The 26,410-nt window shown below is 72.6% G+C and carries 21 protein-coding genes and 3 pseudogenes; 10 read left to right on the top strand and 14 right to left on the bottom strand.

Annotated features, from left to right (window positions below):
- The 5 genes from ABZY57_RS01645 to ABZY57_RS01625 all read right to left on the bottom strand — a co-directional run bounded on the left by ABZY57_RS01645 (position 1) and on the right by ABZY57_RS01625 (position 7,350).
- Positions 1–1,785 (bottom strand): hypothetical protein, encoded by a 1,785-nt coding sequence (locus ABZY57_RS01645; protein WP_356507053.1) that lies wholly within the window; start codon positions 1,783–1,785, stop codon positions 1–3.
- A complete protein-coding gene (locus tag ABZY57_RS01640; protein WP_356507051.1) occupies positions 1,782–2,843 on the bottom strand; it encodes a MoxR family ATPase in 1,062 nt (353 codons plus the stop codon). Before ABZY57_RS01640 ends, ABZY57_RS01645 begins: the two co-directional genes overlap by 4 nt.
- A 101-nt stretch (positions 2,844–2,944) precedes the next feature.
- Positions 2,945–3,394: an SRPBCC family protein gene (locus ABZY57_RS01635; RefSeq protein WP_356507049.1), complete on the bottom strand. Its 450-nt coding sequence runs from the start codon at positions 3,392–3,394 to the stop codon at positions 2,945–2,947.
- Between the two features lie 177 nt (positions 3,395–3,571).
- Positions 3,572–5,662, bottom strand: a complete 2,091-nt coding sequence (locus ABZY57_RS01630) for an alkaline phosphatase family protein (protein ID WP_356507047.1) — start codon at positions 5,660–5,662, stop codon at positions 3,572–3,574.
- A 200-nt stretch (positions 5,663–5,862) separates the two neighbouring features.
- The gene (locus ABZY57_RS01625) at positions 5,863–7,350 is read right to left on the bottom strand and encodes an SDR family NAD(P)-dependent oxidoreductase (protein WP_356507045.1); all 1,488 of its coding nucleotides are present in this window, start codon (positions 7,348–7,350) and stop codon (positions 5,863–5,865) included.
- A gap of 200 nt (positions 7,351–7,550) precedes the next feature.
- Between ABZY57_RS01625 and ABZY57_RS01620 the strand changes: the two are divergent.
- A pseudogene (locus ABZY57_RS01620) lies at positions 7,551–8,363 on the top strand (DMT family transporter); the annotation flags it as partial.
- 105 nt (positions 8,364–8,468) lie between these two features.
- On the opposite strand, the gene ABZY57_RS01615 reads toward ABZY57_RS01620, so the two are convergent.
- Positions 8,469–9,722 (bottom strand): transglycosylase family protein, encoded by a 1,254-nt coding sequence (locus ABZY57_RS01615; protein WP_356507043.1) that lies wholly within the window; start codon positions 9,720–9,722, stop codon positions 8,469–8,471.
- A 207-nt stretch (positions 9,723–9,929) separates the two neighbouring features.
- Here ABZY57_RS01615 and gndA point away from each other — a divergent pair, with 207 nt between their 5' ends.
- Positions 9,930–11,375, top strand: coding sequence for an NADP-dependent phosphogluconate dehydrogenase (gndA, locus tag ABZY57_RS01610; RefSeq protein ID WP_356507041.1), 1,446 nt, complete (start codon positions 9,930–9,932; stop codon positions 11,373–11,375).
- A 288-nt stretch (positions 11,376–11,663) separates the two neighbouring features.
- On the opposite strand, the gene ABZY57_RS01605 is transcribed toward gndA, so the two are convergent.
- From ABZY57_RS01605 to ABZY57_RS01570, 8 genes and pseudogenes are all read right to left on the bottom strand, one after another.
- Entirely contained in the window at positions 11,664–12,299 is a 636-nt protein-coding gene (locus tag ABZY57_RS01605) for an aspartate/glutamate racemase family protein (protein ID WP_356507039.1), read from the bottom strand.
- A complete protein-coding gene (locus tag ABZY57_RS01600) occupies positions 12,293–12,655 on the bottom strand; it encodes a GNAT family N-acetyltransferase (protein ID WP_356507037.1) in 363 nt (120 codons plus the stop codon). Before ABZY57_RS01600 ends, ABZY57_RS01605 begins: the two co-directional genes overlap by 7 nt.
- A 14-nt stretch (positions 12,656–12,669) precedes the next feature.
- Complete coding sequence (gene panD, locus ABZY57_RS01595; RefSeq protein WP_356507035.1) at positions 12,670–13,089, bottom strand: aspartate 1-decarboxylase; 420 nt, start codon at positions 13,087–13,089, stop codon at positions 12,670–12,672.
- A gap of 586 nt (positions 13,090–13,675) precedes the next feature.
- Positions 13,676–14,185: a transposase family protein gene (locus ABZY57_RS01590; RefSeq protein WP_356507152.1), complete on the bottom strand. Its 510-nt coding sequence runs from the start codon at positions 14,183–14,185 to the stop codon at positions 13,676–13,678.
- A gap of 207 nt (positions 14,186–14,392) precedes the next feature.
- Positions 14,393–15,022: an alpha/beta hydrolase gene (locus ABZY57_RS01585; RefSeq protein WP_356507150.1), complete on the bottom strand. Its 630-nt coding sequence runs from the start codon at positions 15,020–15,022 to the stop codon at positions 14,393–14,395.
- Complete coding sequence (locus ABZY57_RS01580) at positions 15,022–15,582, bottom strand: alcohol dehydrogenase catalytic domain-containing protein (RefSeq protein WP_356507033.1); 561 nt, start codon at positions 15,580–15,582, stop codon at positions 15,022–15,024. Before ABZY57_RS01580 ends, ABZY57_RS01585 begins: the two co-directional genes overlap by 1 nt.
- A 49-nt stretch (positions 15,583–15,631) precedes the next feature.
- Positions 15,632–15,964: pseudogene (locus tag ABZY57_RS01575) on the bottom strand (transposase); the annotation flags it as partial.
- 350 nt (positions 15,965–16,314) lie between these two features.
- On the bottom strand, positions 16,315–16,692 hold the full coding sequence (locus ABZY57_RS01570; protein WP_356507166.1) for a hypothetical protein: 378 nt from the start codon (positions 16,690–16,692) through the stop codon (positions 16,315–16,317).
- On the opposite strand from ABZY57_RS01570, the pseudogene ABZY57_RS01565 reads away from it, so the two are divergent.
- From ABZY57_RS01565 to ABZY57_RS01530, 8 genes and pseudogenes are all read left to right on the top strand, one after another.
- A pseudogene (locus ABZY57_RS01565) lies at positions 16,645–16,761 on the top strand (SAM-dependent methyltransferase); the annotation flags it as partial. The gene ABZY57_RS01570 and the pseudogene ABZY57_RS01565 overlap by 48 nt on opposite strands.
- A 476-nt stretch (positions 16,762–17,237) precedes the next feature.
- Complete coding sequence (locus tag ABZY57_RS01560; protein WP_356507031.1) at positions 17,238–18,152, top strand: S8 family serine peptidase; 915 nt, start codon at positions 17,238–17,240, stop codon at positions 18,150–18,152.
- Positions 18,133–18,765 (top strand): GAF domain-containing protein, encoded by a 633-nt coding sequence (locus ABZY57_RS01555; RefSeq protein WP_356507029.1) that lies wholly within the window; start codon positions 18,133–18,135, stop codon positions 18,763–18,765. The genes ABZY57_RS01560 and ABZY57_RS01555 overlap by 20 nt, the downstream gene beginning before the upstream one ends.
- A gap of 4 nt (positions 18,766–18,769) precedes the next feature.
- Positions 18,770–19,870, top strand: coding sequence for a radical SAM protein (locus ABZY57_RS01550; RefSeq protein ID WP_356507027.1), 1,101 nt, complete (start codon positions 18,770–18,772; stop codon positions 19,868–19,870).
- Positions 19,845–20,879, top strand: coding sequence for a radical SAM protein (locus ABZY57_RS01545; RefSeq protein WP_356507025.1), 1,035 nt, complete (start codon positions 19,845–19,847; stop codon positions 20,877–20,879). The genes ABZY57_RS01550 and ABZY57_RS01545 overlap by 26 nt, the downstream gene beginning before the upstream one ends.
- Before the next feature lie 2 nt (positions 20,880–20,881).
- Positions 20,882–21,580 (top strand): iron-containing redox enzyme family protein, encoded by a 699-nt coding sequence (locus ABZY57_RS01540; protein WP_356507023.1) that lies wholly within the window; start codon positions 20,882–20,884, stop codon positions 21,578–21,580.
- Positions 21,577–23,142 carry an MFS transporter gene (locus tag ABZY57_RS01535; RefSeq protein ID WP_356507020.1) on the top strand — a complete coding sequence of 522 codons (1,566 nt, stop codon included), beginning with the start codon at positions 21,577–21,579 and terminating at the stop codon, positions 23,140–23,142. Before ABZY57_RS01540 ends, ABZY57_RS01535 begins: the two co-directional genes overlap by 4 nt.
- Positions 23,143–23,269: 127 nt before the next feature.
- Entirely contained in the window at positions 23,270–26,389 is a 3,120-nt protein-coding gene (locus ABZY57_RS01530) for an AAA family ATPase (RefSeq protein ID WP_356507018.1), read from the top strand.
- Positions 26,390–26,410: the final 21 nt, after the last annotated feature.

Here is a 26,410-nt window from a genome sequence, read left to right as displayed (position 1 = left end):
TCAGGCCAGTCGGAAGACCGGCCCGCGGGGCGTGAACGGCAGGGAGGCGCCCTGCGGAACCAGGAAGGCGTGCTCGCGCCGGATCCGCAGGGTGTCGGTCCAGCCGTCCGTGATCACCAGGACCGGGGCCCCGGGCGGGAAGTCCTCCGCCCGCAGCAGCAGGTCGATGCCCGGCTGCAGCACGGTACCGCCCCGGCCCCGCACTTTCACCCGGCCCGCGATCTCGGTCGGGGGCAGATAGCCCGCGTCGTACGGCGCCGCGTCGCAGAACACGACGCGGGCGGCCGGCACGTCGCGGGCTTCGGCGTACGAGGCGATGGCGCCGAGCGCCTTGCCGAGCAGGGCGGTGTCCATCGACCCCGAGGTGTCGAGCACCACGCCGAAGGTGCAGCGGGCCGTCTCCCGCGGGGGGAAGTACCGGCCCGCGCGCGGGATGTCCGGGGTGGAGGCCTGCCGGCGGGCCGGGCGCGCGAAGCTGCGTACGGGCTCCGGGCGGGGCACGTACTCGTCGAACCAGCGGGCCAGGCGCGCGTCCCAGGGCACCGGCGGGTGGGCCAGCGCCCTGATCTCCTGCACCAGCCCGGCGGGCAGCAGTCCGCGCTCCCCGTACCCGTGCAGGTCGAAGCCCTGGACCAGGCCGCGCCGGTAGAACTCGTCCAGGTCGGTGTACGGGCAGCTCCCCGGGTGCGGCAGCGGCTCGCCCAGGATGTCCCCGCGGCCCTTGCCGCGCAGGGTGGCGAGCCGGCGCATCCGCCGCAGGTCGCCGGTGATCCGGTCGTAGACCTCCTCCACGGAGAGGTCCCTCAGCTCCGCGTCGTACAGCAGCCCCTCGGGCATCTCGCCGACGTCCATCTCCACGAGCCAGCCGTTGACCACGTAGTCGGCGGCCACGTTGTGGAGGTACGGGTCGCGGGCGCCGCGGCGCTCCCCGTGCCGCAGGGCGGCGTGCAGCATCTCGTGGGCCAGGATGAACCGCCATTCCCCGTCGGCGAAGGTACGCAGCGGGTTCACGTAGATCTCCCCGGCGCTCGCGCTGACGGCGGCGATGTCGATGCCCTGGGCGCGGGCCAGCTCGGCGTCGGCGACGATCTTCAGGCCCGCGGCGAGGCCGCCGAGCAGGGGGTAGGAGGAGACGAACCAGTTCAGGGCCCGCTCCCACGGCTGCGGCCGGTGGCCCTCGCGGCCGGCGGCCCGGTCCATGGTGGCGGACACGGACCGGGTGAGGGCGTGGGCGAAGCCGGTCTGCCAGTCCGGTACGGGCTTCCAGTGCCGCCAGGCCTGCAGGATCTGGTCGGGGGCGCCGGGGGCGCTCGTACCGCAGTCCGCGTACCGGGCCGGGACCCCGTCCTGGCGCCAGGCGGCGGCGAGCTGCTCCTCGTCGCCGCCCGGGTACTGCTCGGGCAGCCGGTCGGGGGCCCGGCCCACGGGGAAGGTCAGCAGGAACCGGTTGACGACCACGCAGCGGGCGGTGAGGTCGGCGCGGTCGGGCTGCGGGCGGTCGTCCTCCTTGGCGGCGGGTACGTGCCCGAAGCCGAGGTGGAGCAGGCAGTGCGCCAGGGCCCAGGCCCACTCGGCGGGCTCGGCGCGGCGGGTCGGGTGTGCGTGGATCACCCCGTTGGAGGTGACCACGGCGAGCCCGGCGGTGGTGCAGGCCGTGCACTGGCGGCTGCGGCAGTGGGTGGCGGAGACGGCGTTCAGGGCCGGGTTCTGCCGGATCGCGGCACGCCCGGCCTCGTAGGCGAGGGTGGCCGGATCGGGCCCTGGCTGTTCGGCCTTGCGGTTCACCGGCGGGCCTCGACCAGCCGGGGGAGGTCGCGGGCGGCTTCGATGAGGAACCAGGCGGGCAGCACGGGATGGCCGTCCGCGTCGTCGGCGATGACGGTCTGGGCCACCTCGACGGAGATCTCTGCGAGTTGGACGAGCAGGGACTTGGCTCGGTAGGCGGTCTGCCGGACGCCGGGCGAGACGTGTTCCTTGCGGGCCGGGAGCTCCTTGACCAGGCGGCCCCGGAAGGCCTCGGCGAGGTAGTAGAGCAGATCGCAGTCCTCCACGCGGGCGGGCCAGGACGCGTCGCCCTTGATGACCGCCTCGATGCCGAAGGTGTGGCGGACGATCTTGGCGTAGCCGCGGAAGGAGACGGCGTGCGCGGGGGTGAGGGTGCCGTGCGCGAGCACGCCGAGCGTCTGCTCGTCCAGGTCCGGGCCGAAGGAGTGCAGGGCGTCGGAGAGCATGTGCCAGGAGCGCGGCGTGGAGAACGGCTCCTCCGTCTTGGGCGGCTGCGACCACAGGTGGTCGGGCCGGTCGGTGAGGTAGTCGGTGACCCACGGGTGGATGCCGTGCTCTCCGGCCCAGACCAGCCAGTCCCCGGCGGAGACCTGCAGGTGGACGTGGGTGAGCCGGTTGACGAGTGCGGAGGCGATGGGGCGGGCCAGGGCGTTGTCGGTGGCCCGGTTGCCCGCGCCGATGACGATGGAGCCCGCGGGCAGCTCGTAGGACCCGATCCGCCGGTCGAGGATCAGGGAGTAGAAGGCCTTCTGCACGTCCGGGCTCGCGGCGTTGAGCTCGTCGAGGAACAGGCAGTACGACTCCTCACGGGCGATGGCCTCGGGCGGGCAGAACACGGAGCGCCCGTCACGGATCTGCGGGACGCCGATCAGGTCCTCGGGCGCGAGCTGGGTGCCGAGCAGGCTCACGCATTCCAGCCCCAGCGAGTCGGCGAACTTCCGTACGAGCGAGGACTTGCCGATGCCGGGCGCCCCCCAGAGGAACACGGGCCGCACGGTGGCGAGCCCGAGGAGCAGTTCGGGGAGCTGGGCGGGGGTGACGGTGACGGCAGCCTGCACGGGTGGGGATGTCCTTAGGGGTCCGGGTACGCGGTGCGCCCAGTGTGGGTGCACCGCGTGTCTCGAAGCACCCGGTTTTCCCCGGGGTGTCCTTGCGGAACTCAGGCCGCGGAGTGCTCCAGCAGGTGCTTGAGCTTCTCCTCGCTCCGCGGCATCTCCTTGCGGACCATGGGCTTGACCGCGAGGGGGACGAACGCCCGGCCCAAGCCGTGGCCCTCGAAGTCGACCGCGAGGGTGACACGGGAGCGGGTCCCGCCGTCGAGGGGTTCGATGTGCCCCCGTACGTCCGGCCGGACCGGCCCGTCGACGCCGTGGAAGTGCCAGCTCCTCGGCGGGTCGAGTTCCATGACCTGCATGGTGGTGGGCATCCTGCGCTTGCCTATCTGCCGGGTGACGATGACCTTCGACCCCACGTGGACGGGAAGGTCTCCCATCGGCACCGCGGAGACGGCACTGTCCTGCCACTCCGGGAGGTGCGTGGGGTCCGTGATGTACGAGTAGACGTCCTCGGGCCTGCGGTCTATGTCGATGCTCTTGCTGATCGCGGACATGGCGACCCCTTGGAGCCCCCCTGATGGACTCTGCTTCCAAAGTACGCCCGGCGCCGGACGGCCGCCCGGCTCCCGGGCCGCGGATCGGCCGGGCGGGCAGGATCCGGGGGCCGGGCAGGATCCGGGGGCCGGGCAGGATCCGGGGGCCGGGCAGGATCCGAGGGGGACGGCCTGGCTCTAGGCCGCCGGTGCCGGGTCCGTGCCCGGGGTCACCGAGGCCTCCGGGAGCACCGGGACCTGGGGCCCGTCCGCCTCGGTGAGCCAGCGGCGCAGGACCTCGTGCACCGCCTCCGCGCCCACCAGCTCCCCGTCCGGCCGGTACACCGGCTCGGAGAGCTCCACCGGCCACATCAGGAACGGGTGGCCCTGCTCGCCGCCCAGACCGCCGTGGGAGCCGATCTGCTCCTCGAAGGCGTGCACCGCCCCCGTCTGCGGGTCGTAGGCCGAGTTCACCATCACGTCGGCCACGTGCGGGAAGGTGTCGGTCCGCCGGACCGCCCGCGCCGCGCCCGGGCCGAAGGCGGCCAGCAGTTGCTCCGCCGCCCCCGGCTCGTCCAGCCGGGCTTCGGCCCCGTCGGCCGCCAGAACCACCCCGTCGACGAGCAGGAACCCGACCCCGGGGTGGTTCGCCAGGGTGGAGAGCAGCGCCGGGTGCGCGCGCTCGATCCGCTCCCTCGACGCACGGCCCGGCAGGTCCGGGAAGGAGATCAGCCCGAGGTTGCCCGAGGCCAGTACCACCGGGTCCGGGCCCGCCCCGGGCCGCACCTCCTCGTCCGCCTCCTCCACCGGCCGGTGCAGGGCGGCCCGTACGGCGGCCCGCGCCTCGGCGCCGCTGCGGGTCCGGCCGGCCTTCCGGGACACGGGCAGCCCGCAGCCCGCGCGGACGAGGTCCTTCAGGGTGAGCCCGTACCGGGCCAGGAAGGTCTCCCCCGCGCTCTGGCCGTGGTCGGAGAGCAGCACGATCCGGTACTCGCGGGGCGCGTGCTCGGCGACCCGGGCGATGAGCGCGAGGCTGCGGTCGAGCCGGGCGAGCACCTGCTCGGTGTCCCGGGAGCGCGGGCCCGAGTGGTGGGCAACCTCGTCGTAGGCGACCAGGTCGGCGTAGACCGCGGCGCGCCCGGCCAGCATGTCGCCGATCACCGCGGCGACCACGACGTCGCGCTCCACCACCGTCGCGAAGGCCCGGATCAGCGGGTACAGCCCGCCGCGCGCGACCCGTGGCCGGTCCCCGCGCAGGCGGCCGCGCAGCGACTGGGTGATCTCGCGGGCCACCTCGGCGACGAAGGAGAGCGCCGTGCGGACCGCGTTGGCCGGGTCGGAGAAGTACGCGAAGTAGCCCGCGCGGGAGCGGTTGTGCGGGCCCCGGCGGGCGGAGACGGACAGGACGAGCGCCAGCTGGCCGGCCCCGCCGCTGAAGAGGTTGCCGCGGCTGGCCCCGTCGAGGGTGAGCAGACCCCCGTCACCGGTGCGTTCGACGGCCCGCCGCTGGAGCTCGGCCGCGCTGGTGGGCCGGTTGCAGACCACCACCTCGCCGGTGTCCTTCTCGTACCAGCGGAAGGCCGGGACGTCGAAGTTGGAGCCGTGCAGGATGCCGAGCTGGCTGGCGCCGGTCTGGCTGGACCAGTCGGTGCGCCAGGAGGTGACGCGGTGGGTGCGGTCGAGCCAGTCGGCCACCGTCGGCATCAGTCCGCTGCCGGCCGCGCGCCGCAGCACGTCGTACCCGACCCCGTCGAGCTGCAGGAACACCACGGCGGGCGCGCGTTCGTCGGCTCCGGGCATGCCCTCGCGGTGCTGCCGGCGCCGGCGGCGGTCGGCGAGCCGGTAGAGCCGGCGCCGGTAGGCCTCGTCGTCCCGGACGGCGAGGGCGGTGGAGGTCGCGGAGGCGACGGCGGACATCACGGCGGCGACCACCACCGCCGTCTCGGGGTCCGCCTCACCGCGGCCGGCCGGGATCAGGCTGAGCGCGATCAGCAGCAGCGAGCCGTTGAGGAAGAAGACGAGCAGGCCGAGGACCAGGGCCGGCACGAGCAGCAGGGCGCGTACGAGAACCGGCCACACCAGCGCGCTCAGCAGACCGAACGCGCCCGCGCCGAGGGCGGCGGTCAGCCCTATCTGCGTGATGCTGTCGCGGTCGCCGCCCGCGCCCGCCTGGAGCCTGAAGTCGGGGAGGATTCCGGCCAGGACGAGCATGGTGAGGGTGGACACCGCCCAGACGACGACCACGCGCACCAGGGCGCCGCCCGTACTCCGCCACCGGCCTCGCAACACGCCGAACCCGCCTCACCACCGTGGCCCGCGCCGCGCCGACGAGCCCCCGTCCCCATGGTGTCCAGGCTCGCACAGCAGCGCCCGCCCGGCCGGGTGACACGGACGGCGGATGTGCGTACGGGGGGCGCTCGGATGACGCGGGGCAGGTGGCGCGGCGCGGACGACCCGGCTCGGGGCCAGGTGAACCGTGTGCGCGCGGCCTACCAGTTGGCGGGTGCGTAGTCCTTGAGGAAGACGCCGTACAGGTCCTCGCCGAGCTCGCCGCGGACGATCGGGTCGTAGACCCGGGCCGCGCCGTCGACCAGGTCGAGGGGGGCGTGGAAGCCCTCCTCGGCGAGGCGGAGCTTGTCGAAGTGCGGGCGCTCGTCCGTGATCCAGCCGGTGTCGACCGAGGTCATCAGGATCCGGTCGGTCTGGAACATCTCCTGGCCGCTGGTCCGCGTCACCATGTTCATCGCGGCCTTGGCGGCGTTGGTGTTCGGGTGCCCCGCACCCTTGTAGCCGCGGCTGAAGACGCCCTCCATCGCCGAGACGTTCACGACGTACGCCCGCCCGCCGGCGGCCTTTCGCGCGGCTTCGGCCATGGACGGCCGGAGCGCGCTGATCAGGATGAACGGCGACGTGTAGTTGCACAGCTGGGTCTCGAGCAGCTCCACCGGGGAGATCTGGTCGATGGTCTGCACCCAGGTGTTGCTGTCGACGACGTCGGGCAGCAGGCCGCCCGCGTCGATGGCGGTACCGGCGAGGTGCCGCTCCAGGCTGGCGTTGCCCGCGACCAGGGCGAGGTCGGCGACCTTCTGCGCCTCGAGCCCGCTGACGCCGACGGGCAGCGCCGCCAGGCCGTCGACCGCGCCGGAGTTGAAGGCGCCGATGACGTGGTGGGCGGGGAGCTCGCCGGCCGGCAGCGGGGCGCTCTCCCCCTCGACCAGCGCCGCGTACGCGGACGGCAGGCGGCGCACGGTCTGCGTCGCGTTGTTGATCAGGATGTCGAGCGGACCGGCCGCGGCCACCTGGTCGGCGAGCGCCACGGACTGGGCCGGGTCGCGCAGGTCGATGCCCACGACCTCCAGGCGGTGCATCCAGTCCGCAGAGTCCTCCATCGCCTTGAAACGGCGGATGGCGTCCTTGGGGAAGCGGGTGGTGATCGTGGTGTGCGCGCCGTCGCGCAGCAGCCGCAGCGCGATGTACATGCCGATCTTGGCCCGGCCGCCGGTGAGCAGCGCGCGCTTGCCGGTGAGGTCGGCACGGACTTCCCGCTTGGTCCGGTTCTCGACGGCGCAGCTCGGGCAGAGCTGGTGGTAGAAGTAGTCGACCTCGACGTACCGCGTCTTGCAGACGTAGCAGGAGCGCGGGCGCTGGAGGATCCCGGCGATCCGGCCGGTCTCCGTGACCGAGGAGGGCAGCAGGCCCTCGGTCTCGTCGTCGATGCGCTCGGCGGAGCCGGTCGCGGTCGCCTCCGTGACGGCCTTGTCGTTGGCGGTCTTGGCGGCGCGGCGGTCCTGGCGGCGGCGCTGCTTGACCGTCCGGTACAGACCGGCGGTGGCGCGGCGCACGGTGATCGCGTCCGGGTGGTCGACGTCGAGCTTGTCGAGCTCGTCGAGCACGCTCAGGCAGAGGGCAAGGCGGTCGGGGTCGATGCCGGGCCCGAAGGCGTGGCCCTGCTCCTGGCTGTCTTCGGTCACCGTCATACCGCTGTCGTTCCTTGATCAGTCGTCCGCGTCCGCCGGATGCGGAAGTCCCCAAAAGGGCTAGTGTACGGATCCCCCACGCGGGAAGACAAACGCACTCCCCCGCTCCGCGCTACTGCGTTGGGAGTACGCCCAAGGGCGTACTCGACCCCCCCTTTGGGGGGAGGAATAGCTCTCCGGACTCGGGCATTGTGATTTTTATGAGTGCCCTCGCGTTTTCGGTCCTGCTGTGCCTGGTGTCCGCCGTGGCGTATGCGGCCGGAGCAATCGTCCAGGAACGGGTCGCTTCCGGTACGCCGGACCGCCCGTACGCGCCGGTGCGCCGGCCCGCCTGGTACGCCGCGATCGCACTGAACGGCCTCGGCGCCCTGCTGCACGTGGTGGCGCTGGCCTACGGGCCGCTGAGCCTGGTGCAGCCGCTCGGGGCCCTCACCATCGTCTTCGCGCTGCCGATGGCGGCGGTCTTCGTACGCCGCCGCGCGGGCGCCGCCGCCTGGCGCGGGGCCCTCCTGGCCACGGCCGGGCTGGCCGGGCTGCTGGCCCTGACGGGCGGGGGCGGACGGGCCGAGCAGTCCCTGTCGGGCGGGGAGCAGAGCCTGCTCCTGACGGCGACCGGCGCCTTGGTGTCCGTACTGTTCCTGGCCACGCGCCGGGTGCGGCAGGCCACCGCGCGCAGCATGCTGCTGGCCACGGCGGCGGGGGCCGCCTTCGGGATGGCCTCGGTGTTCACGAAGTCGGTGGCCGAGAGCTTCGCCCCGGACGCGCTGGTCACGCTGTGGCCGGAGCTGACCGCGATCGCCGCGCTGGCCACCAGCGGACTGCTGCTGTCGCAGGCGGCCTACCGGGGCGCCGGACTGAACGTGCCGCTGGCCACCGTGACGGTGGCCAACCCGGTGGTCGCGGCGACGGTCGGCATCGCGCTCTTCGACGAGGGCTTCCGCTACGGGACGGTCGGCGCCGCCGCGGCGCTGGTGAGCGCGGCCGTGGCAGCGACCGGGCTCGTCCTGCTCACCGCCGCACCCCGGGACGCGGGGGTGCTCGCAGCGTCGGAACCGGCTCCGGCGCCGGCCGGGCCTGTGGCTCCGGCTCCGGCGCCGGCACAAGCCGCGCCCCCCGCCTCAGATGGAGACTCCGTGGGCCCGCAGGTATTTCAGCGGGTCGATGTCGGTGCCGTAGCCGGGGCCCGTGCGGATCTCGAAGTGCAGGTGCGGCCCGGTCGTGTTGCCGGTCGAGCCGGAGCGGCCGATCCGCTGTCCGCCGGAGACCGCCGAGCCGGCCTTGACCGAGAGCGCCGACAGGTGCGCGTACTGGGAGTACCGGCCGTCGGTGTGCCGGATGACGACCTGGTACCCGTACGCCCCGGCCCAGCCCGCTGAGACGACCTGCCCGCTGCTGACGGCCTTGATGGTGGTGCCGGTGGCCACCGGGAAGTCGATGCCGGTGTGGTAGCCGCTGGACCAGGCCGAGCCCGCGACGTGGTAGGCGGTGCCGAGACCCGCGTCGACCGGGGCGCTGAACGCTCCGGAGGGGGTCTGCGGCTTTTCCGCGGGCTTCTCGGCAGGCTTTTGGGCCGGCTTCCTGCCGGCCTGCTCGGCGGGTTTCGCCGGTGCCACGGGCTTGACGGGTTCGGCCGTGCGCGGCGGCTTCTCCGGGTTCGGCGCGGGCGGCGCCGCCGTGACGCGCAAGGTGAGGCGCTGTCCGGGGAAGATCAGGTCCGGATCGCCGCCCACGACGGCCCGGTTGGTCGCGTAGAGGGACTGCCAGCCGCCCTCGACGTGCTGCTCGGTGGCGATCTCCGACAGGGAGTCCCCGGGAGCGACGACGTAGGGGGCGGGCAGGACGGACGTCCCGGCCGGGCGGGGCGTCGTGCTCCGGGGAGCGGTCCGCGCAGCCGCCTCGGGAGCCTTCGGAGCGGCCTGAGCCGCCACCTTCGGCGCCGTCGCCTTCCCCGGGCCCGTCGCCTTGCCCTGCGCCCCGAGCGCGGGCGCCGGGCCGCTGCGGCTGAGTCCGGCCTGCTTCCCGCAGACGGGCCAGGCCTGCGGGCCCTGCCCCTTCAGCACCTTCTCCGCCACGGCGATCTGCTGTTCCTTGGTGGCCAGATCGGCGCGGGCGGCGTACGCGGTACCGCCGAAGGCACGCCAGGTGCTCTGGCTGAACTGGAGTCCGCCGTAATAGCCGTTGCCGGTGTTGATGTGCCAGTTGCTCGTGGATTCGCAGGCGGCGACCTTGCTCCACGTGTCCAACGAGGCGGCGTGCGCCGTGCCCGCTCCGATCAGGGGCAGCGCTATTCCGGCCCCGCCGGCGGTGACGACGAGCGAAGCACGGTTGATGCTGCTCGGCTGATACCGGCGGTGCCGGCCCCGTACACCCATGGGAGCCCCCATCGAAGACATCAGGAACCTCGCAACCTAACGCCACGTCCGGAGCATGACAAGGCGCACAACACAACGCTTTCGAGCGGAAGTTGGTTTCCCGCCGAATGCGTGACACCGGTAAGGATCTCCGCCGGGGTAGCGTCGGTGCTCCCGCATCCCTCCGCACATCGAATGCACTGTCGACGCACTCAGGAGCGCACGCACATGACCAGCAGCACGGCCCAGATCGGCGTCACCGGACTCGCGGTGATGGGCAGCAACCTGGCCCGCAACTTCGCCCGCAACGGATTCTCCGTCGCCGTCCACAACCGCACCACCGCCAAGACCACGGCGCTCGTGCAGGAGTTCGGTCACGAGGGTTCCTTCGTGGCCGCCGGGTCCGCGAAGGAGTTCGTGGACGCGCTGGAGCGCCCGCGCCGTCTGATCATCATGGTGAAGGCCGGTGAGCCGACCGACGCGGTGATCCGCGAGTTCGCGCCGCTGCTGGAGCCGGGCGACGTGATCATCGACGGCGGGAACGCCCACTTCGAGGACACCCGGCGCCGCGAGAAGGAGCTGCGCGAGCAGGACCTGCACTTCGTGGGCGCCGGCATCTCGGGCGGCGAGGAGGGCGCTCTGCTCGGCCCGAGCATCATGCCCGGCGGATCCGAGGAGTCCTACGCCGCGCTCGGCCCGATGCTGGAGAAGATCGCCGCCAAGGCCGCCGACGGCACGCCCTGCACCTCGCACGTGGGCCCCGACGGCGCCGGGCACTTCGTGAAGATGGTGCACAACGGCATCGAGTACGCCGACATGCAGCTGATCGCGGAGGCCTACCACCTGCTGCGCGAGGTGGCCGGCTACTCCCCCGCGAAGATCGCCGAGACCTTCCGCGCCTGGAACAAGGGCCGCCTGGACTCGTACCTGATCGAGATCACCGCCGAGGTGCTCGCGCACACGGACGCCGCGACCGGACGGTCGTTCGTGGACGTGGTCGCCGACGCCGCCGAGCAGAAGGGCACCGGCCGCTGGACCGTGCAGATCGCCCTCGATCTGGGCGTGCCGGTGTCCGGGATCGCCGAGGCGGTCTTCGCCCGCGCGGTTTCGGGCCACGGTGAGCTGCGTACGGCCGCGCGGGGCCTGGCCGGTCCGCGGGCCGAGCCGCTCCCCGCCGAGGCCGCGGATGCCTTCGCCGCCCAGGTGGAGCAGGCCCTGTACGCCTCGAAGATCGTCTCGTACACGCAGGGCTTCCACCAGATCCAGGCCGGCAGCGAGGAGTACGGCTGGGGCGTGGACCCGGGCGCCGTGGCCTCGCTGTGGCGCGGCGGCTGCATCATCCGGGCCGCGTTCCTGGACCGGATCCGTGCCGCGTACGACGCCCGGCCGGAGCTGCCGAGCCTGCTGGCGGACGCCGGCTTCGCCGACGAGATCGGCGCCGCGCAGCACGACTGGCGCGAGGTGCTGGTCACGGCGGTCCGCCAGGGCATTGCGGTACCGGCCTTCGCGGCCTCGCTGGCGTACTACGACGCCCTGCGCTCGGAGCGGCTCCCGGCGGCCCTGACCCAGGGCCAGCGCGACTTCTTCGGGGCGCACACCTACCGGCGCACCGACCGCGAGGGCTCGTACCACACGCTGTGGAGCGGCGACCGCTCCGAAGTCCGTACGGACTGACGCGGCGGGCCGGGCCGGCTCGGCGTCGGCTCAGCGCCGGCTCCGGGTCGGCTCCGGGTCGGCTAGTCGCCGGTCCGCGTCAGCTCCACGGATCCGGCGCGGGCTGCGGCGCGGGGCCGGGCGGCGGCGGCACCGGGTCGGGTTCGGGCACCGGGCCGGGTGTGGGCGGCTCGGGCCGGGGCAGCGGCCCCGGATCCGGGAACGGATTCGGCACCGGGGCCGGATCGGGGACGGGAGGCTGTGTCATGCCTCCAGCCTCCCGCGGTCCCGGTTCCGGCGCCCGTCGGGCTACTGCGCCAGAGCGGCCCCGAGGCCGGATGCGGGGCTGGACAGGACCGGCACCGCGGTGGTGACCAGGGCCTGCGCGCCCGCCATGGAGACCTGGGCGAGGACGATGACGTCCGCATCGGTGACGGCGTCCGCCGCGGCGGCCACGAGCCCGAGACAGCCGGCCGCGTCGCCCGCCGCGAAGCGGTCCCAGGCACCGTCGACCAGCCGGGTACGGACCGACACCGGCCGGCCGGCCCTTCCGGCCTCCTCCTCCAGCAGCTCCGCGGTCGGGGCGAGCGTCGACGCCACGGTGGCCAGTACGAGGATCCGCCGCCCGGTGCGGACCGCGGCGGCCGCCAGCGGACGGTCGACCCGGAGCACCGGGACGCCGAGCTCCCCGGTCAGCGACTCGGCGACGGCCCCGATCGAGGAGCAGGTGACCAGGACGGGCCCCTCACAGCCCGCCAGCAGCTCCCGCACGGCCGCAGTCTGCGACGCGGGCCCCAGCGCACGGGCCCGCTCCAGCAGCTCGGGCACCACCAGGTGGCGCAGGACGGCGCCGGGGTGGTGCCGGTCCCGCAGGGCGTCGAAGACCGGCACGTGCACGGGCGAGGTGTGCAGCAGGGTCAGGCTGGGCGCGGACGGCGTCACCACAGGTCGGAGTCCGCGTCGAGCTGCGCCTTGGCCGCGGCCACCACTCCGGCCGGCGCCTCGGGCGCCTGCTCGGGGTGTTTGGCCGCCCAGCTCGCGGCATACGGGCAGAGCGGCACGACGGGTACGCTCTCGTCGGCCGCGATCCCGTAGAAGGCCTTCACCAGGTTCCCGGCGATCCCGCGGCCCTCGTGCCCCGGCTCGACGATGGTGTGGACCGCCACGAGGGCGTGGGGGGCCTCGGCGAGCACGAAGTAGGCGATGTGTCCCACCACCGCCCCGTCCTCGACGGCCAGCAGCCGCCCGGCCCCGCGGTCGTCCGCGATCTTGATCGATTCACTCGGCCCGGTCTGCGCCATCGTCCCGACCCTCCTCAGACAGCCACCGCGTGGGGGCTGCGCTCCTGGTCCGTTCCCGGAACCGGGGCGGACGGATCCGCACCCAGTTCGATGATGCGGTTGTCGCCGTCGACGTGGACGACGCGCGGCTCGAACACGCGCGCCTCGGCGTCGTCCATCTGCGCGTAGCTGATGAGGATGACCAGGTCACCGGGGTGCACGAGGTGCGCGGCGGCGCCGTTGATCCCGATGACCCCGGATCCGCGCTCGCCCTTGATGACGTAGGTCTCCAGCCGGGCCCCGTTGGTGATGTCCACGATGTGCACGAGCTCGCCGGGCAGCAGATCCGCCGCGTCGAGGAGATCGGCGTCGACGGTCACGGACCCGACGTAGTGCAGGTCGGCCTGGGTGACGGTGGCCCGGTGGATCTTGGACTTGAACAGAGTGCGCAGCACTGTGGACTCCTCGAAGACGGCTCCCTGCCTGCTTTCTGCAGGTCAAAGGCGGTCGCGACTCTACACCGACACCCTCGTCCGATGTTTGTGAGGAACATCGCTCCGGTCAGGCGAGACGGCTTCCCACCTGGACTTTCGCGCCGCCACCGACGTCTGTTAAGGGAATTCTCCGGGGGGCGCCAGGCGACTCATGCTGACCGAATGCTGACCTTCCTGATGATCCGTCAGCTATGTGGAGGTCCCTCCGCCCACACCGACGAAGCGTGTCCACGCGTCACCGACCTATCCGGCACCGACATCGCTCTAGTTCATGGAGAACGGTCTCTCTGGCCATCTACCGGTCGACGCTCGACCGTCCCGGAACCCGGCTCGCGGCCTGCCGCCCACCCGAGCCCCCGCGGCCGCCTGCAACTCGCGAGCGACGGCTTCGCACCAGGCGGCCTCGCGAGCCGGATGTGCGGTACGAACCGACCCAGGCCGGCGACGCACAGGCCGCTTCAGCACTGGAGCGGAAGCGTGTACGGGCCTGGCTACTGACGTTGCTGCAAGCGCGGCCCGATGCAGCAGCACTGGGCCTTTTCCGACCTCACGCCGAGGCGTGATGAAGGACGAGGGCAGCCTGGACGATCGCGGTGATGCGGTTGGTGCTGCAACGGAGCTTTCGTAGGAGGCGCCAGCCCTTCAAGGTGGCCATGGCCAGCTCGCCGAGGCAGCGGATCTCGGCGTGTGTGCTCTTGTGCCGGCGCTGGACCTGGACGTTCATGCCGTGACGTTCGTGTTTGCCCGAGCAGTACGGGGTATCGGCGGCGATCCGGTCGATTGGCGGCAGGGTGCCGTCCAGGATCACGAACGCCTTGGTCCGCGCGATGTCCGTCGCCTTGGCCAGGGTGGGCGCGAGGGCGGCCAGCGCATCGACGGCCTCGCGTATGTAGCGGTACACGGTTGCAACGCCGATACAGAACCCGGCGGCGAACTGGGCGTAGGTGTCACCGCATCGCAGATGAGGCAGGGCGAGGAGAGCCTGACGGTTGGCGGTCAGCCGACGCCATCGGGTCCCGATCCCCCCTCGCCGGGCAGCAAGTCGTCCCGTCAGAATCCGGGGAGAACTGACGCTGCACGAGGAGCCTCACGCCTACGTCATGCAGGCCGACCGCCGTCGGATTCTCCGCCCAGGGCAGGCTCGCCAACGTCGTCGGGACACCTCACACCGAGTGACGTCGGAGAGCAGGGCATGGACCTCCTGGTCACCGAGACGCGGCACATGGTCGCGCCGTGTGTGGCCAGGTCAGCGCTTCAGAACGCCCTAGAGGAAGGCACATGCGCTGGCAAGGACCCGCTCGGCCGTCGGGACGGCTCCGGCCGAGGTGAAGATGCCGTGGGCGTGTTGCGCCAGGTGAACGTGCTGCACCTCGGCGCCCGCTCGGGTGAGCGCGGCGGCGTAGGTGAGGCCGTCGTCGCACAGCGGGTCGTGCCCTACCGTGCAGAGAAACGTGGGTATGGACCGGGGGTCGACAGCCAGATCGACGATCGCCTCGCCGGGCTCCGTACGGCCGTCGGTGTACAGGTCCATGAACCACCGCATGGTGGCCGCGGTGAGCGGGAACCCGCGGCTCAGCCGGCGGTAGGACGCCGTGTCGGTCGCCGCCGAGACCACGGGATAGAGGAGGAGTTGGCCGGCGATGTGTGGGTCCTCCCGGGCGAGGGCGGCTGCGAGGTGAGCGCCCTCGCTGTCGCCGGCGACAGCGAGGCTCTCCGGGTCCAGGCCGTGTCGGCGGCCGTTCTCGCGCAGCCAGGTGAGAGCCGCGCGGGCGTCCTCCAGGGGCGCCGGGTGGGGGTGCTCGGGAGACAGGCGGTAGTCGACCGCAAGGATCGCCGTCCTCGCCTCCGCGGCCAGGTGGCGGCACAGGGAATCGTGGGTGTCCAGGCTGCCCATCACCCAGCCGCCGCCGTGGAAGAACAGTGCCGTCGGCTGCGGCGGGCCTGGACGAGTTTCGTCTCCAGTGTGTCGACGGCGATGACCCGGCAGTCCGCGGCCGCCACGGCCACCATCGGCGCGGCCATGCCGACTCCGCCGAGTCCGATCACCGCCACGGTGTCGCCGTCACGCGGCGGGCGTACGTTGGGGACCGCGCCGCCGCCGGTCAGGACCGCGCACCCGAGCAGTGCCGCCACGCCGGCCGGTACGTCGTCGCCGACGGGCACGATCGAGCGCCGGTCGACCACCGCGTGGGTGGCAAAGGCGGACACGCCCAGGTGGTGGGCGATCCCGAGGCCGGCGCGGCCGAGCCTGCTCCCGCCGTCGAACAGGACGCCCTCGGTGTTGGCGTTCGTCCCCGGGGTACAGGGCAGGCGTCCCTCGGTCGCGCAGGCCGCGCAGCGACCGCAGCGCGGCATGAAGGTCGCGACGACGCGCGATCCCGCGGGCAGGTCCGTGACGTCGCGGCCCGTCTCCAGGACGGTCGCGGAGGCTTCGTGGCCCAGCAGCATCGGCAAAGGCCGGCGGCGGTTGCCGTTGACGACGGAGAGGTCCGAGTGGCACGCGCCTGCGGCGGCCGGTGTTCACGAACTCGGCGACGACCGAGAACAGCCGCAGGTGGAGCTTCTTGGGTTCCCAGCGGCGAGTGTCGCCGGGCCGGGCGAGCATCGGCAGCCCGGCGAGGAGGTCGAGTGCGAGGGAGACGATCTGCAGCCAGATCCGGTTCTGGGCGGTGTCGTGCAGGGGCAGGTTGCGCAGGCCGGTGTCGCGGGCGCCCCGGATGCGGTCCTCGCAGCGGGCCCGCCCTCGGTGACGCAGTTCGAGATCGGCGAGCTGGCCGCCTTTGGTATTGGTCGCAGAGCAAGCCAGCCGCAGTCCATCGAGGTCGGTGAAGCGCAGGGTTCTGGCTGGCCCACCGGACACGGCGCCGCTTCGACATCCGCAGCGTCGTGGAGCAGCTGGCAGAAGACCACACGTTGCCGATGGCCGCGGAAGGGCTCCGAATTCCGGTCGGCGCAATGCGGCTTATTACCCCAGACCGCCGCAGTGAGGCTCTGGCATCCTGGCGATGGCTCGAGCACTACTTCAGCTCCAGCGCACACAGCGCGCTGACCACCTACACCGCCCAAAGTCCCGATCGGCCCACGCGTGCCCCAGCCCGGCGCCTCCCTCAACTGGCAACCCGCGCGCGCACTTCGGCAGTGGATGGCGGCCGCCCAGGCATGGCGCGAACGGGATACGGCTGGAACTCACCGCAGCTCGGCGATGTTCACGGGCTCGATGTAGCGGCGCGGCGCGGTGGTGGACACCGAGCCACAGGCGGTGTACGTGGGATCCACGGGCTGGGTGGCCTCCGCGTAGCGCCCGCAGGTGCCGCACACGGTGTAGTGACGGCTCACCAGTTCACGGTCGGGCAGGCGGTAGACGCCCGCGGACGCCCAGAGCCCGCCGCCGGCGACGATTTCGGCACCCGGCGCGTACTCGTGGACGGCGGCGCTTGGATCGCGGGTGAGTTCGAGCTGGCCGGCGACGGCGCCGCCGTCCTGCGGGATGCGCAGTTCGACGGTGTCCACGGGGAAGCCGGGCTCGACCTGATGGCGCGGATCGCCGGGCTCGAACGCCGCCACGCGGACTGGAACGGGGCGCCGTTCACCCAGGACTCCCCGAAGCACGTCTCCGTCTGGCGCAAGCCGGCCTGGGACCGGCAGCTCTCCGCCACTCGCACGCTGAGTGCCCCCGCGCCCCCGGGTGCCCCCAGGTGCCCCCAGCAACCAACCAGTACCCCTCGAGGCGCCGCCGTTAGGTTTCAGCGGCATCCGGTCGGCCCGGTGCGCCCGCCGCGCTCGGCGGCCGAGCCCGTACCCACCGCTCGGCCCCGCGACGGCCTGCCTCTCCCCCTCTCCCCGCGCAAGCCCACGGACAACGCAGAGAACTGTCAGTTTCCGAGCCGCGAGGGGCAGGTTCGGCCGGAAAGCCCCCCAGACAACTGGGATGTCCGAGCGCCTGGAACCTCGTACAGAATCGGTCCGCCGGCACCGCTCAGCCGTTCGACAGCGGGACGGTCCGGCAAGTCCGCCGGTTCGGCATCGCGCCATACGGGAGAGCCACGAGCGACCGGAAGGCTTCATTGACCACTACAGCGTTTCGTCGAGCAACGATCCGATTCGCCCACATGAACGCCGGGGAACTCGTCGACCGGTCGTCCGTCGCGGCCTCCACGGCGGTGGACCGGGAATGGGCCTGGGGCGGGTCGCGCGGTGCGGGAGTCCGGATCTGCATCATCGACAGCGGAGTCACACCGGACCATCCCGAGATCGGCCCCCTGGAGGGGGCCTACACGGTGGAACGCATCGAACAGGACGACGCGGAAGACGGCCGGCCGAGCTACCGGATCGTCCCGGACGAGGAGGGCGACGCCGCCGGTCATGGCACCGCGTGCGCGGCGATCATCCGGCGGATCGCGCCGGACGTGAGCCTGACCAGCGTACGGATCCTGGGGCCGCGGCTCGCGGGCGACGGCAACATGCTGCTGGCCGCACTGCGTTGGGCGGTGGCGGAGCGCTTCCATGTCGTCAACCTCAGCCTCTCCTCGCGCAAGGGCGACTTCAAGGCCGCGCTGCACGACATCGCGGACGAGGCGTACTTCAACCGGGTGGCCATCGTGGCCTCGGCGCACAACAGCCCGGTCCGCAGCTATCCCTGGATCTTCCCCTCGGTGATTTCCGTCGGGTCCCACGAGATCGCCGACGCGGAGCGCATCGAGGTCAGTCCGCGGCCCCCGGTCGAATTCTTCGCGGCCGGTGTCGGAATCGAGGTCCCCTGGACGGGCGGCGGCCGTTCGATCCTCTCCGGGAACAGTTTCGCGACGCCCCATGTCGCCGGGTTCGTGGCTCGCATCCTCGGAAAGCATCCGCATCTCCCGGTGAGCGAGGTCAAGCACGTTCTCGCCTCCCTCTCGGACAACTTCACCGACGGGTCCGACCCACCCCGCACATCCGCCGTACCCGACTCATCCACCCCATCCACCCCATCCACTCCATCCGCCCCGTCCGCCGAAGGAGCCGGCCATGACGAATCCGGCGCATGACGCCCCTCTCAGCGGCTCTCCGCTGTCCCGGCGCGACGAGGTGTTGCGCTCGACCGTAAGGCTGGCCCGGCTTGTCTTCGGCGCTCCCGCCTCGTCGGTCTTCCTGCACGACGCGGCGGGCGAGGCACTCGTTCTGGAGGCGATCTCCGACCCCCAGGAGGACAGCCTGGTGGGCTGGACCATCCCCGACTACAGCGGCATAGCCGGGTGGGTCTTCCAGAGCGGGGAGGCGGTGATCGCCGACAACCTCGACAACCACCCGCAGTTCAACCGGGACTTCGCGGCCTCAACCGGCCGGATACCGAATGCCATCATCGCCGCGCCGCTGGACACCGACGGGTCCGTCTTCGGCGTTCTGGAGGTGCTCGACCCAGTGCTGGGCGCGCGCAGCGCGACCTCCGTCCTGGAGCTGGTCTCGGAGCTGGCGCGCCAGTGCGCCGCCGCCCTGGTGCTGGCGGGCCCGCCGCCCGGCCCCGCCGGACGGCACGCGGCGGCCGCCGAACGGCTGACCACGCTGGTGGCCGACCTGGCCAGGACCGACGACCCGAATGCCGCGCGGACGCTCGCCTCGCTCGAGGAGATCGCCAGCGCCCTGTCATCGAGAAGGGGGTGATCCCGTGCACCTGCTGGACATCGGCGCCATCCGCAACAAGCCCGCCGCCGGCCTCTATCTGGCCCTGACCCGCCGCTGCCCGCTGTCATGCGCCCACTGCTCCACCGACTCCTCCAGTACCAGCGAACAGCATCCCGAGACGCCGTTCCGCCGGCTCGTGGAGTCCTTCGACCGCGAGACCCGACCGGACCTGCTGCTGATGTCCGGCGGTGAGGCGCTGCTGCGTGCCGCGCTCGTCGCCGACCTCGCGCGCACCGCCCGGTCCGTGGGCTCCCGTTCGTACGTGCTGTCGGGCATGTGGTTCGCCCGGGAGAACCGGCAGTTGCCCGCCCCGGTGTCCGCGGCGATCCGCGAGGTGGACCACTTCGCGGCCAGCCTCGACGAGTTCCACGAACGCGAAGTGAGCCGGGCCGACGTGTTCCGGGCGATGCACCGCATACGCGAACTGGTGCCGCAGGTCAGCTTCCAGCTCACCGGGCGGGGGGACGACGATCCCTACCTCGAGGGCCTGGTCGACGACGTGCGCCGCGAGTTCGACGACCAAGTACCCATTCTGGTGGGCACTTTGAGTCCGATCGGCCGTGGCCGCCAGCTCGGCGGGCTGACTCCCACGCCCTCCTCCGGCGTCCCGGTCGCGCCCGTCGACCCGTGCGACCGGATCACCTGGCCGCTGGTCACCTACGACGGCACCGTCTACGCCTGCTGCAATCAGGACCTGGTGGAGCGTCGGATGCCGGAGCACCTGATCGTCGGCCACGCGTCCCACGAGTCGTGGCCCGAGCTGCGCGAGAAGTTCCTGCGCCGGGAGCTGTACCGGGCGCTGCGCGTGCTCGGACCCAGCTTCGTGGCATCCCGGTTCTCGGACGGACCGTGCGACAAGGGCATGTGCGGCAACTGCGTCGCACTGTCCGGCGACGCCGAGGCCGAGCGGCGGGTGACGGAGTACCTGCGCAGCGACTCCGGGCGGCAGGTCGAGGCCGCCGCCCGCCGCATGGTCGAGCAAGTGGACGGGACCGCCTTCTCCGACCGTCGCTCCGGCCGCTACGGCGGCCTGGTGTCCTTGGGACGGGAGGCGGACCGTGAACAGCCGGCCTGCACACGCTGAGACCGAGGCGGTCCGCGGCCGCCCCAAGCTCGCGGACACCGAGGCGATGCGCAACCGTCGCGGCGAGTCGGTCCTGTTGTACATCACCGACCAGTGCCCGGTCGGCTGCGCACACTGCTCGGTGGACGCCCGCGCGGACAGCGACAGGGTCACCGACTGGGAGGCGTTCCACGACGTCGTCGCCGGCATCGTCGCGCTGCCCGGCCTCCGGTCGGTTGCGGTCTCCGGCGGCGAGCCCTTCGCCGAGCAGCGGGCGCTGCCCTACGCGATCGGGGAGTTCGCCGACGCCGGGCTGGAGACCGTCGTCTTCACCAGCGGGTACTGGGCGCGTGAGAGCGGCTCCGCGCCCGGCTGGGTACGGCGGCTGCTGCCGCGGATCTCCACGCTCTTCCTGAGCACGGACGGCTTCCACCAGGGCGGCGTGTCGAGCCTCCGGTTCGTCGGCGCACTGCGCGCGGCCCACGAGGCGGGCTGCCACATCGTCGTCCAGGAACTCGACACCGGCGACGGCGCGCAGGTTGCCGAGGGGCTCCTCCTGGAGGCGCTCGGCCCGCGGTGGGCCGACGATGCGGAGACCAAGTTGATCACCCCCCTGCGGTACGGGCGGGGCTCGGGGGTATTCGCCCTCCAGAGCCGGCACCCGGTGGGGACGTTCTCGGCGTGCACCCTGCTCGGCTCGCCCACGGTGCGCTACGACGGGGTGGTGATCCCCTGCTGCAACGAGGGGCTGATCACCGGTCACGGCCCGTCCGCGCTGCGCGCCCCGACACGCCGACCCGAGGGCGTGGCGCAGGCGCTGACCGGGTTCCGGGACGATCCTCTGCTGACGGTGGTGGGAAGCCTCGGCCCGGGGGCGGCGGCCGACCTGCCCGGCTTCGAGGCCCTGCGCGAGGAACGCTTCGAGAACGTCTGCGGCGGTTGCTGGAAGGCGTACGACATCGCCGGCCGCCCGGGGCGGGCCGCGGACTCCGTGACGGCACTGGGCATGGCCCTGAAGGAAGGCGGTTGACGGTGGAGGAGCAGACGAGGTCGCAGGCGCTGCGCCACAAGATCGGGCTGCTGATGCCGGCCGTGGACGCCGCGTCCCGGCAGATGTGGAGCCATCCCCACAGCGACCAGGTGTACCTGGAGTGGCTCAAGACGCTGCACGGGACGATCCGGGCCACGGTGCCACTGATGCTGGCGGCCGTCGAACAGTGCACCGCCCGTCAGGGCGACCCGGTGGCCGATCTGGTGGGCCGCTACCTGGCCAAGCACATCCGTGAGGAGTACGGGCACGACCAGTGGGTGGCCGACGACTACATGGTGGCCGGGGGCGATCCCGAGACGCTGCGCACGGCGCTGCCGGGGGCGGCCATCGCCTCGCTGGTCGGCTCCCAGTACTACTGGCTGCGCCATGCGCATCCGGTGGCACTCGTGGGGCACATCGCGGTGCTGGAGGGCAACCCGCCCGGTCCCGGGCTGGCCGCAGACCTGGCGGTCCGGACCGGGCTGCCGGAGGCGTCGTTCCGCACCATCGCCCGGCACGCCCAGCTGGACGTGCAGCACCGCGACGACGTGCACCGGCTGATCGACCGGCTGCCGCTCGACCCGGCGCAGGAGGAACTGCTCGGTGTGAGCGCGCTGCACTCCCTGAGGGGGCTGATCGAGGTGATGGAGGACGTACTCGCCCGGGTCCACCGGCGCTCCCCGGTGGCCCTGGCCGGATGAGCCGCGTGCGGGTTCCGGGCCCGCTGGCGGGCCGCGACTTCCGGTTGCTGTACACCAGCACGGTGGTCTCCGGTCTGGGCGACTGGCTGGACCAGGTGGCACTGCTGGTGCTGGTCACGACGGTCTGGCACGGCGGCGCGGGCGATCTGGCGCTGGTGGTGGCCGCGAGCATGCTGCCGCTGCTGGCGACCCCGTTCCTGGCGGTGCTGGTGGACCGCCGGCCGTCGCGCCCGGTGCTGATCCTCACCGACCTCGTGCAGGCGGGGCTCACCCTGGGCCTGGTGTTCGCCCCAGGGGTGTACTGGGCGGCCGGGCTGGTGCTGGTCCGTTCGGCGCTGGGCTCGGTCGGCGGGCTCGCGGGACAGATCCAGTTGCGTGTCTCGGTGCCGCCCGACGGCATCCAGGCCGCGACCGTGCTGCTCCAGACGGCGATGCAGTCGGTCAAGATCCTCGGGCCCGCGCTCGGCGGTCTGCTGGTCGCCTTCATGTCGCCCCGGGCGGTGTTCGCGGCCAACGCGTGCACGTTCCTCGTCGGGGTGATCGCCGCGCGCGCCCTGCGCAGCACGTCCTCACCTTCCCGAAATGCGGATCTGCATTATTTCAAGGAACTGGGGGAAGGATTCCGGCACGTTTTCGGATCACGCCTTCTGCGCTCCCTCCTGTTCGTCATGTGCAGTCTGATGTTCGTCGTCTTCCTTTACGACTCCATGGCCGCCCTGATCGTGCCGGCACTTGGAATGGGCACGTCATACATCGGCTACATGGTGTCCGCCGTCGGACTGGGCGGGGTCGTGGGTTCGCTGCTCATGGGCCGTTTCGCGGGGCGCCTTCGGCCCTTCCTCACCATGGCGGGGTCGGTCCTGGCGATCGGCTGCATCATCGTCGCCATCGGATTCGCCATTTTCCGCGAAATACGTATTGACTCCAGCATATGGCTGTGTGTTATTTTCCTTCTGGGAATCGCAAGCGCCGGAATTCTCGTAACTTTTCCCAGCGTCGTACATTCCGAGACACCGGTAGAACTGACCGGCCGGGTATGGGCGCTCATGAATTCCGTGCCGGCCGTACTGAACGTACTGGCCCCCGCGCTGGCGGCAGCCCTGGTCATGTGGATCGGGCTCGGAAGCCTGTTGCTGCTGGCGGGCATCGCCCTGCTGCTCACCGCTGTCGTGGTCGCCGTCCGGCTCGGCGGCATACCACCTACCGTTCCACCGCCCGCCGCCCCGCCCTCCGGCGCGGACGACGGTGCCGGCCCGGCCGAGGAACCGACACCCGGCCCGGCCCCCCTGAACTCCGGTGCGACGCACCGGGAAACCAGAGCCCCGCACGTGAAACGCGCGGGCTCGTCAACCGAGGAGATCACCATGGCAGACAAGATCGACAAGCTTGCCGAAGCCGGTTTCGCCCTGACCGACGCCAACGACGCCCAGCAGGCGGTGCTCAAGTCCCTCACCGAGGACGAGATCGACGTCCTGCTGAGCGTCAAGTCCCGCGTCGAGGCGGCCGGTTCGGACGTGGAGGGTCACTCGGTCTCCGACCCCAGCGGCGGCTACCTCTGGTAGTACCGACCCTCGTCAGGGGATCGGTCCCGGACCCGTGACGTCTGGGCCGTAGCACAGACCGGGTGGTTCACGACGGGGCAAACGTCGTGAACCATCCGGTTGCCGCTCAGTGAACGGGGAGGACAGTATGAGCAAGCCCACCGGTCCCATCGTAACCACCGCGAGCCGTTGCAGCGGCTGCGGTGTGGACAACCCGTCGGCGGCCCGCTTCTGCATGGCCTGCGGGGCCGGGATCGGACCGTCCTCGGCCCCCGCCAGCGGTCTGCGTTTCGTCTCCGTCATCTTCTGCGACGTGGTCGGCTCCACCGGACTGGCCACCTCACTGGAACCCGACCGTTGGGCGGCCGTCCTGGACGGCTACTTCTCCCTCGTCGGCTCATTGGTGGAGCAGTACGGCGGCAAGGTGGAGAAGTTCATCGGCGACGCGGTCGTCGCCGTGTTCGGCGTCGAGGGGCACGGCGAGTCGGCCGCCGCCGCCGCAGTCTCCGCCGCCACCGCCATCGGGCACCACACCGGCGAGTACGCGCGGAGCCTGGGCGAGCTGTTGCTGGGCGACTTCCCGGTGCGCTCCGCGGTCGCCTCCGGCCATGTCGCGGTCAGCGGCCGGACGTCGAGCTTCGTCATCGGCTCGGTGCTCAACCGGGCCGCCCGGCTCCAGCAGTACGCGCCCGACGACGGGGTGATCGTGGACCTGGCCACCCGGCTCCAACTGCAGGACCACTTCCCGCTGCGGGCGATCGAACCGGTCGCTGCCAAGGGCTTCGCCCGGTCCGTCCCGGCCTGGATCGTCGGTCCGGCCGGCGCCCCGTCCCCCGGGACCGGCACCGTCGGACGCACCGGCCTGGTCGAAGAACTGACCGCCCGTATCGACGTGGCCGCCGCCGCGCCCGACCCGACCCTGATCCTGGTCGGGGGCCCCTCCGGGGTGGGCAAGTCCCGGCTGGTCGCCGAGGTACTCGATCACTGCACCGGCCTGGCCACAGCCCTCCTGCGCTGCCCACCCGCCGGGACCGGACTCGGCCTGCTGGCCTGCTGCCTGTTCCTGGAGGAGATCGAGAATGCCGCACGGCAAGGCCGCGACAGGGTGGACACGACGGTGCAGCTGACCGGCGCCTCCACCCGCGCCGAGCAGGCCCTGGCCCAGGACCGCGGCGAGCTGGGCCGTGCGCTCACCGCGGCACTGGACCGCCTGCGGGGCGCCCGTCCCCTGCTACTGGTGGTCGAGCACAGCGAATGGACCCCTGGGGCACTGGCCGACCTGCTCGACGAGCTGACCGCAGCACCGGGGCGGCCCGTCGTGGTGCTGCTGGTCGGGGTCTCCGCCCCCGAGGAACTGGCCGGCCGGGAAGACCACCGGCTCACCGTGCCGCCCCTGGGACGGCCCGACGCGCGGCGGCTTGCCCACCGGCTGCTCACCGCGCAGCAGGACCCGAGCGCCGCCGACCGCTCCCGGTCCAACGGCGGCGGAGCCCCTGGACACGACCCGGACCCCGCCGCCCTCCTCGCCACCGGCTCCGCCGCCGAGGAGATCGCCTCACGGGCCGGCGGCATCCCCCGGTACATCGAACAGATGGTCGTCCTGAGCCGCTTCGCCCAGCCCGGTGACGACTGGGCGCCGCCCAGCGCGCACGCCGCGCTCGGCGCCCGGCTGGACCAGCTGGACACCGACTCACGGGAACTCCTGACGCTGCTCGCCGCCTCCGGGCGGGACCTGTCCCTGGAGGACCTGGGAGCCCTGATCGACCCCGAGAGCGTCGCCGCGGCCGCGGCCTGCCTCCTCGAAGCCGGGCTGGTGGAGTCCGCCGACGCCCACAAGGGCCGCCTGGCCCCGGCCTTTCCGGTCGTAGCCGAGGTGGCACTGCGGCGGCTGACGCTCTCCGAGACCGCCGACGTGCACGCCAGGCTCGCGCGCTTCCTGGAACCGGTGGCCCAGCGGCGCCCCGCCGTGGCCGAGTTGCTGGCCGGGCACTGGGAGACGGCGCACACCGCGTTGCGCGGGGTGGAGCCCGGCTCCGACCGGGCGGCCCGGGCCGCCGAGTCCGCCGTGACCGCCTTCGGAGTCGCCGCCCGCTTCGCCCTCTCCCGTGGGCGGCCCGAACTGGTACTCGCGCTCACCGGACGCGCCCGCGCGCTGGCCGAGGCGAACCACCCGCAGGGCCACGACCTGGACGTCCTGGAGGCGTACGCCCTCGGCACTCAGGGAATGCCGCAGGCCGCCCTCGAACGCGTCGAGCGCGTGCTGTCGGCCCCGGACCGGGCCGCCCCGGCCGCCCGGATCCACGCCCGCCTCAATTCGCTGTACTCCCGCACCTATCTGACCGGCGACGCGCCCGCCGTACCGGACGATCCGCACTACCTCGCCGCGGTCGCCTCCCCGGAGCCCGAGGCCCGGATCGGGGCCCACCTGTACGCCGGCCTCCAGTCCCTGCGGGCCGGCGACCACCCCGCCGCCGAGCGGGCGCTGCGCTCCGCGCTGCGGTCGGCCGACGGCGCCGGGACCTGCCTGGGCCTGACCGAGGTCTACGCCAACCTGGCAATGGCCCTGGTCAACGGCGACACCCCGGTCCCCACCGCACTCGCCGACTGCGAGCGGCTGCATCACGAGGTCGCCGGCTCCCGGCTGCTGAGCTCGGCCACCGGCGTCGCGCTGGCGCTGGTGCGCCACATGTCCGGCAACAGGGCGGCGGCCGACTCCGCGATGGACGAGGCCGAGGAGGTGCTGCGCGATCTGGGCCAGGGCACCGGGGCCGCGACCATCGCGGGCTGGCGCGCCGTCCTGGCGGCCCGGTCCGGCGACTGGGGTACCGCCGCCGGCTGGTGGACCGCCCAGGGCGATCGCTGTGCCGCCCTCGGCATGGCCCGCCAGGCGTCGCTGTCCCGCCTCCAGGCCGAGCTAGCCCGGGAGGCGTCCGGTGAAGGACGGTCCGGCGGCACGGGGGGCGGGTCCTCGCTCGACACGGTGGCCGTTCCGCCACCCGAGGCCTGGGCGGAGTACACCGTCGCCCTGCAGGCGCGCGCCGTAAGGGCGTTGCGGGCCGGCGACCCGGAACCGGCCGCGACGCACCTTGACGCCGTGGTCAGCCATCTGGGCAAGGTGCGCGGCAGCGGGGCGGTGATCACACCGCTGCTCTTCAGCGCCGTCCTCGCCGGCCGTACCGGCCTCCCGGTGGCCGGGCGGGCGTTGACCGCGCTCCAGCGGGCCATCGAGGCCAAGCAGGACCTGGGCGTGCGCGCCCCGCAGGCCTAGTGCCGTGGCCGGAAAGGTTCA

The organism is Streptomyces sp. NPDC006450, from assembly GCF_040612195.1.
In the GTDB taxonomy this organism is placed as follows: domain Bacteria; phylum Actinomycetota; class Actinomycetes; order Streptomycetales; family Streptomycetaceae; genus Streptomyces.
This window is presented reverse-complemented; position numbering and strand designations above follow the sequence as displayed.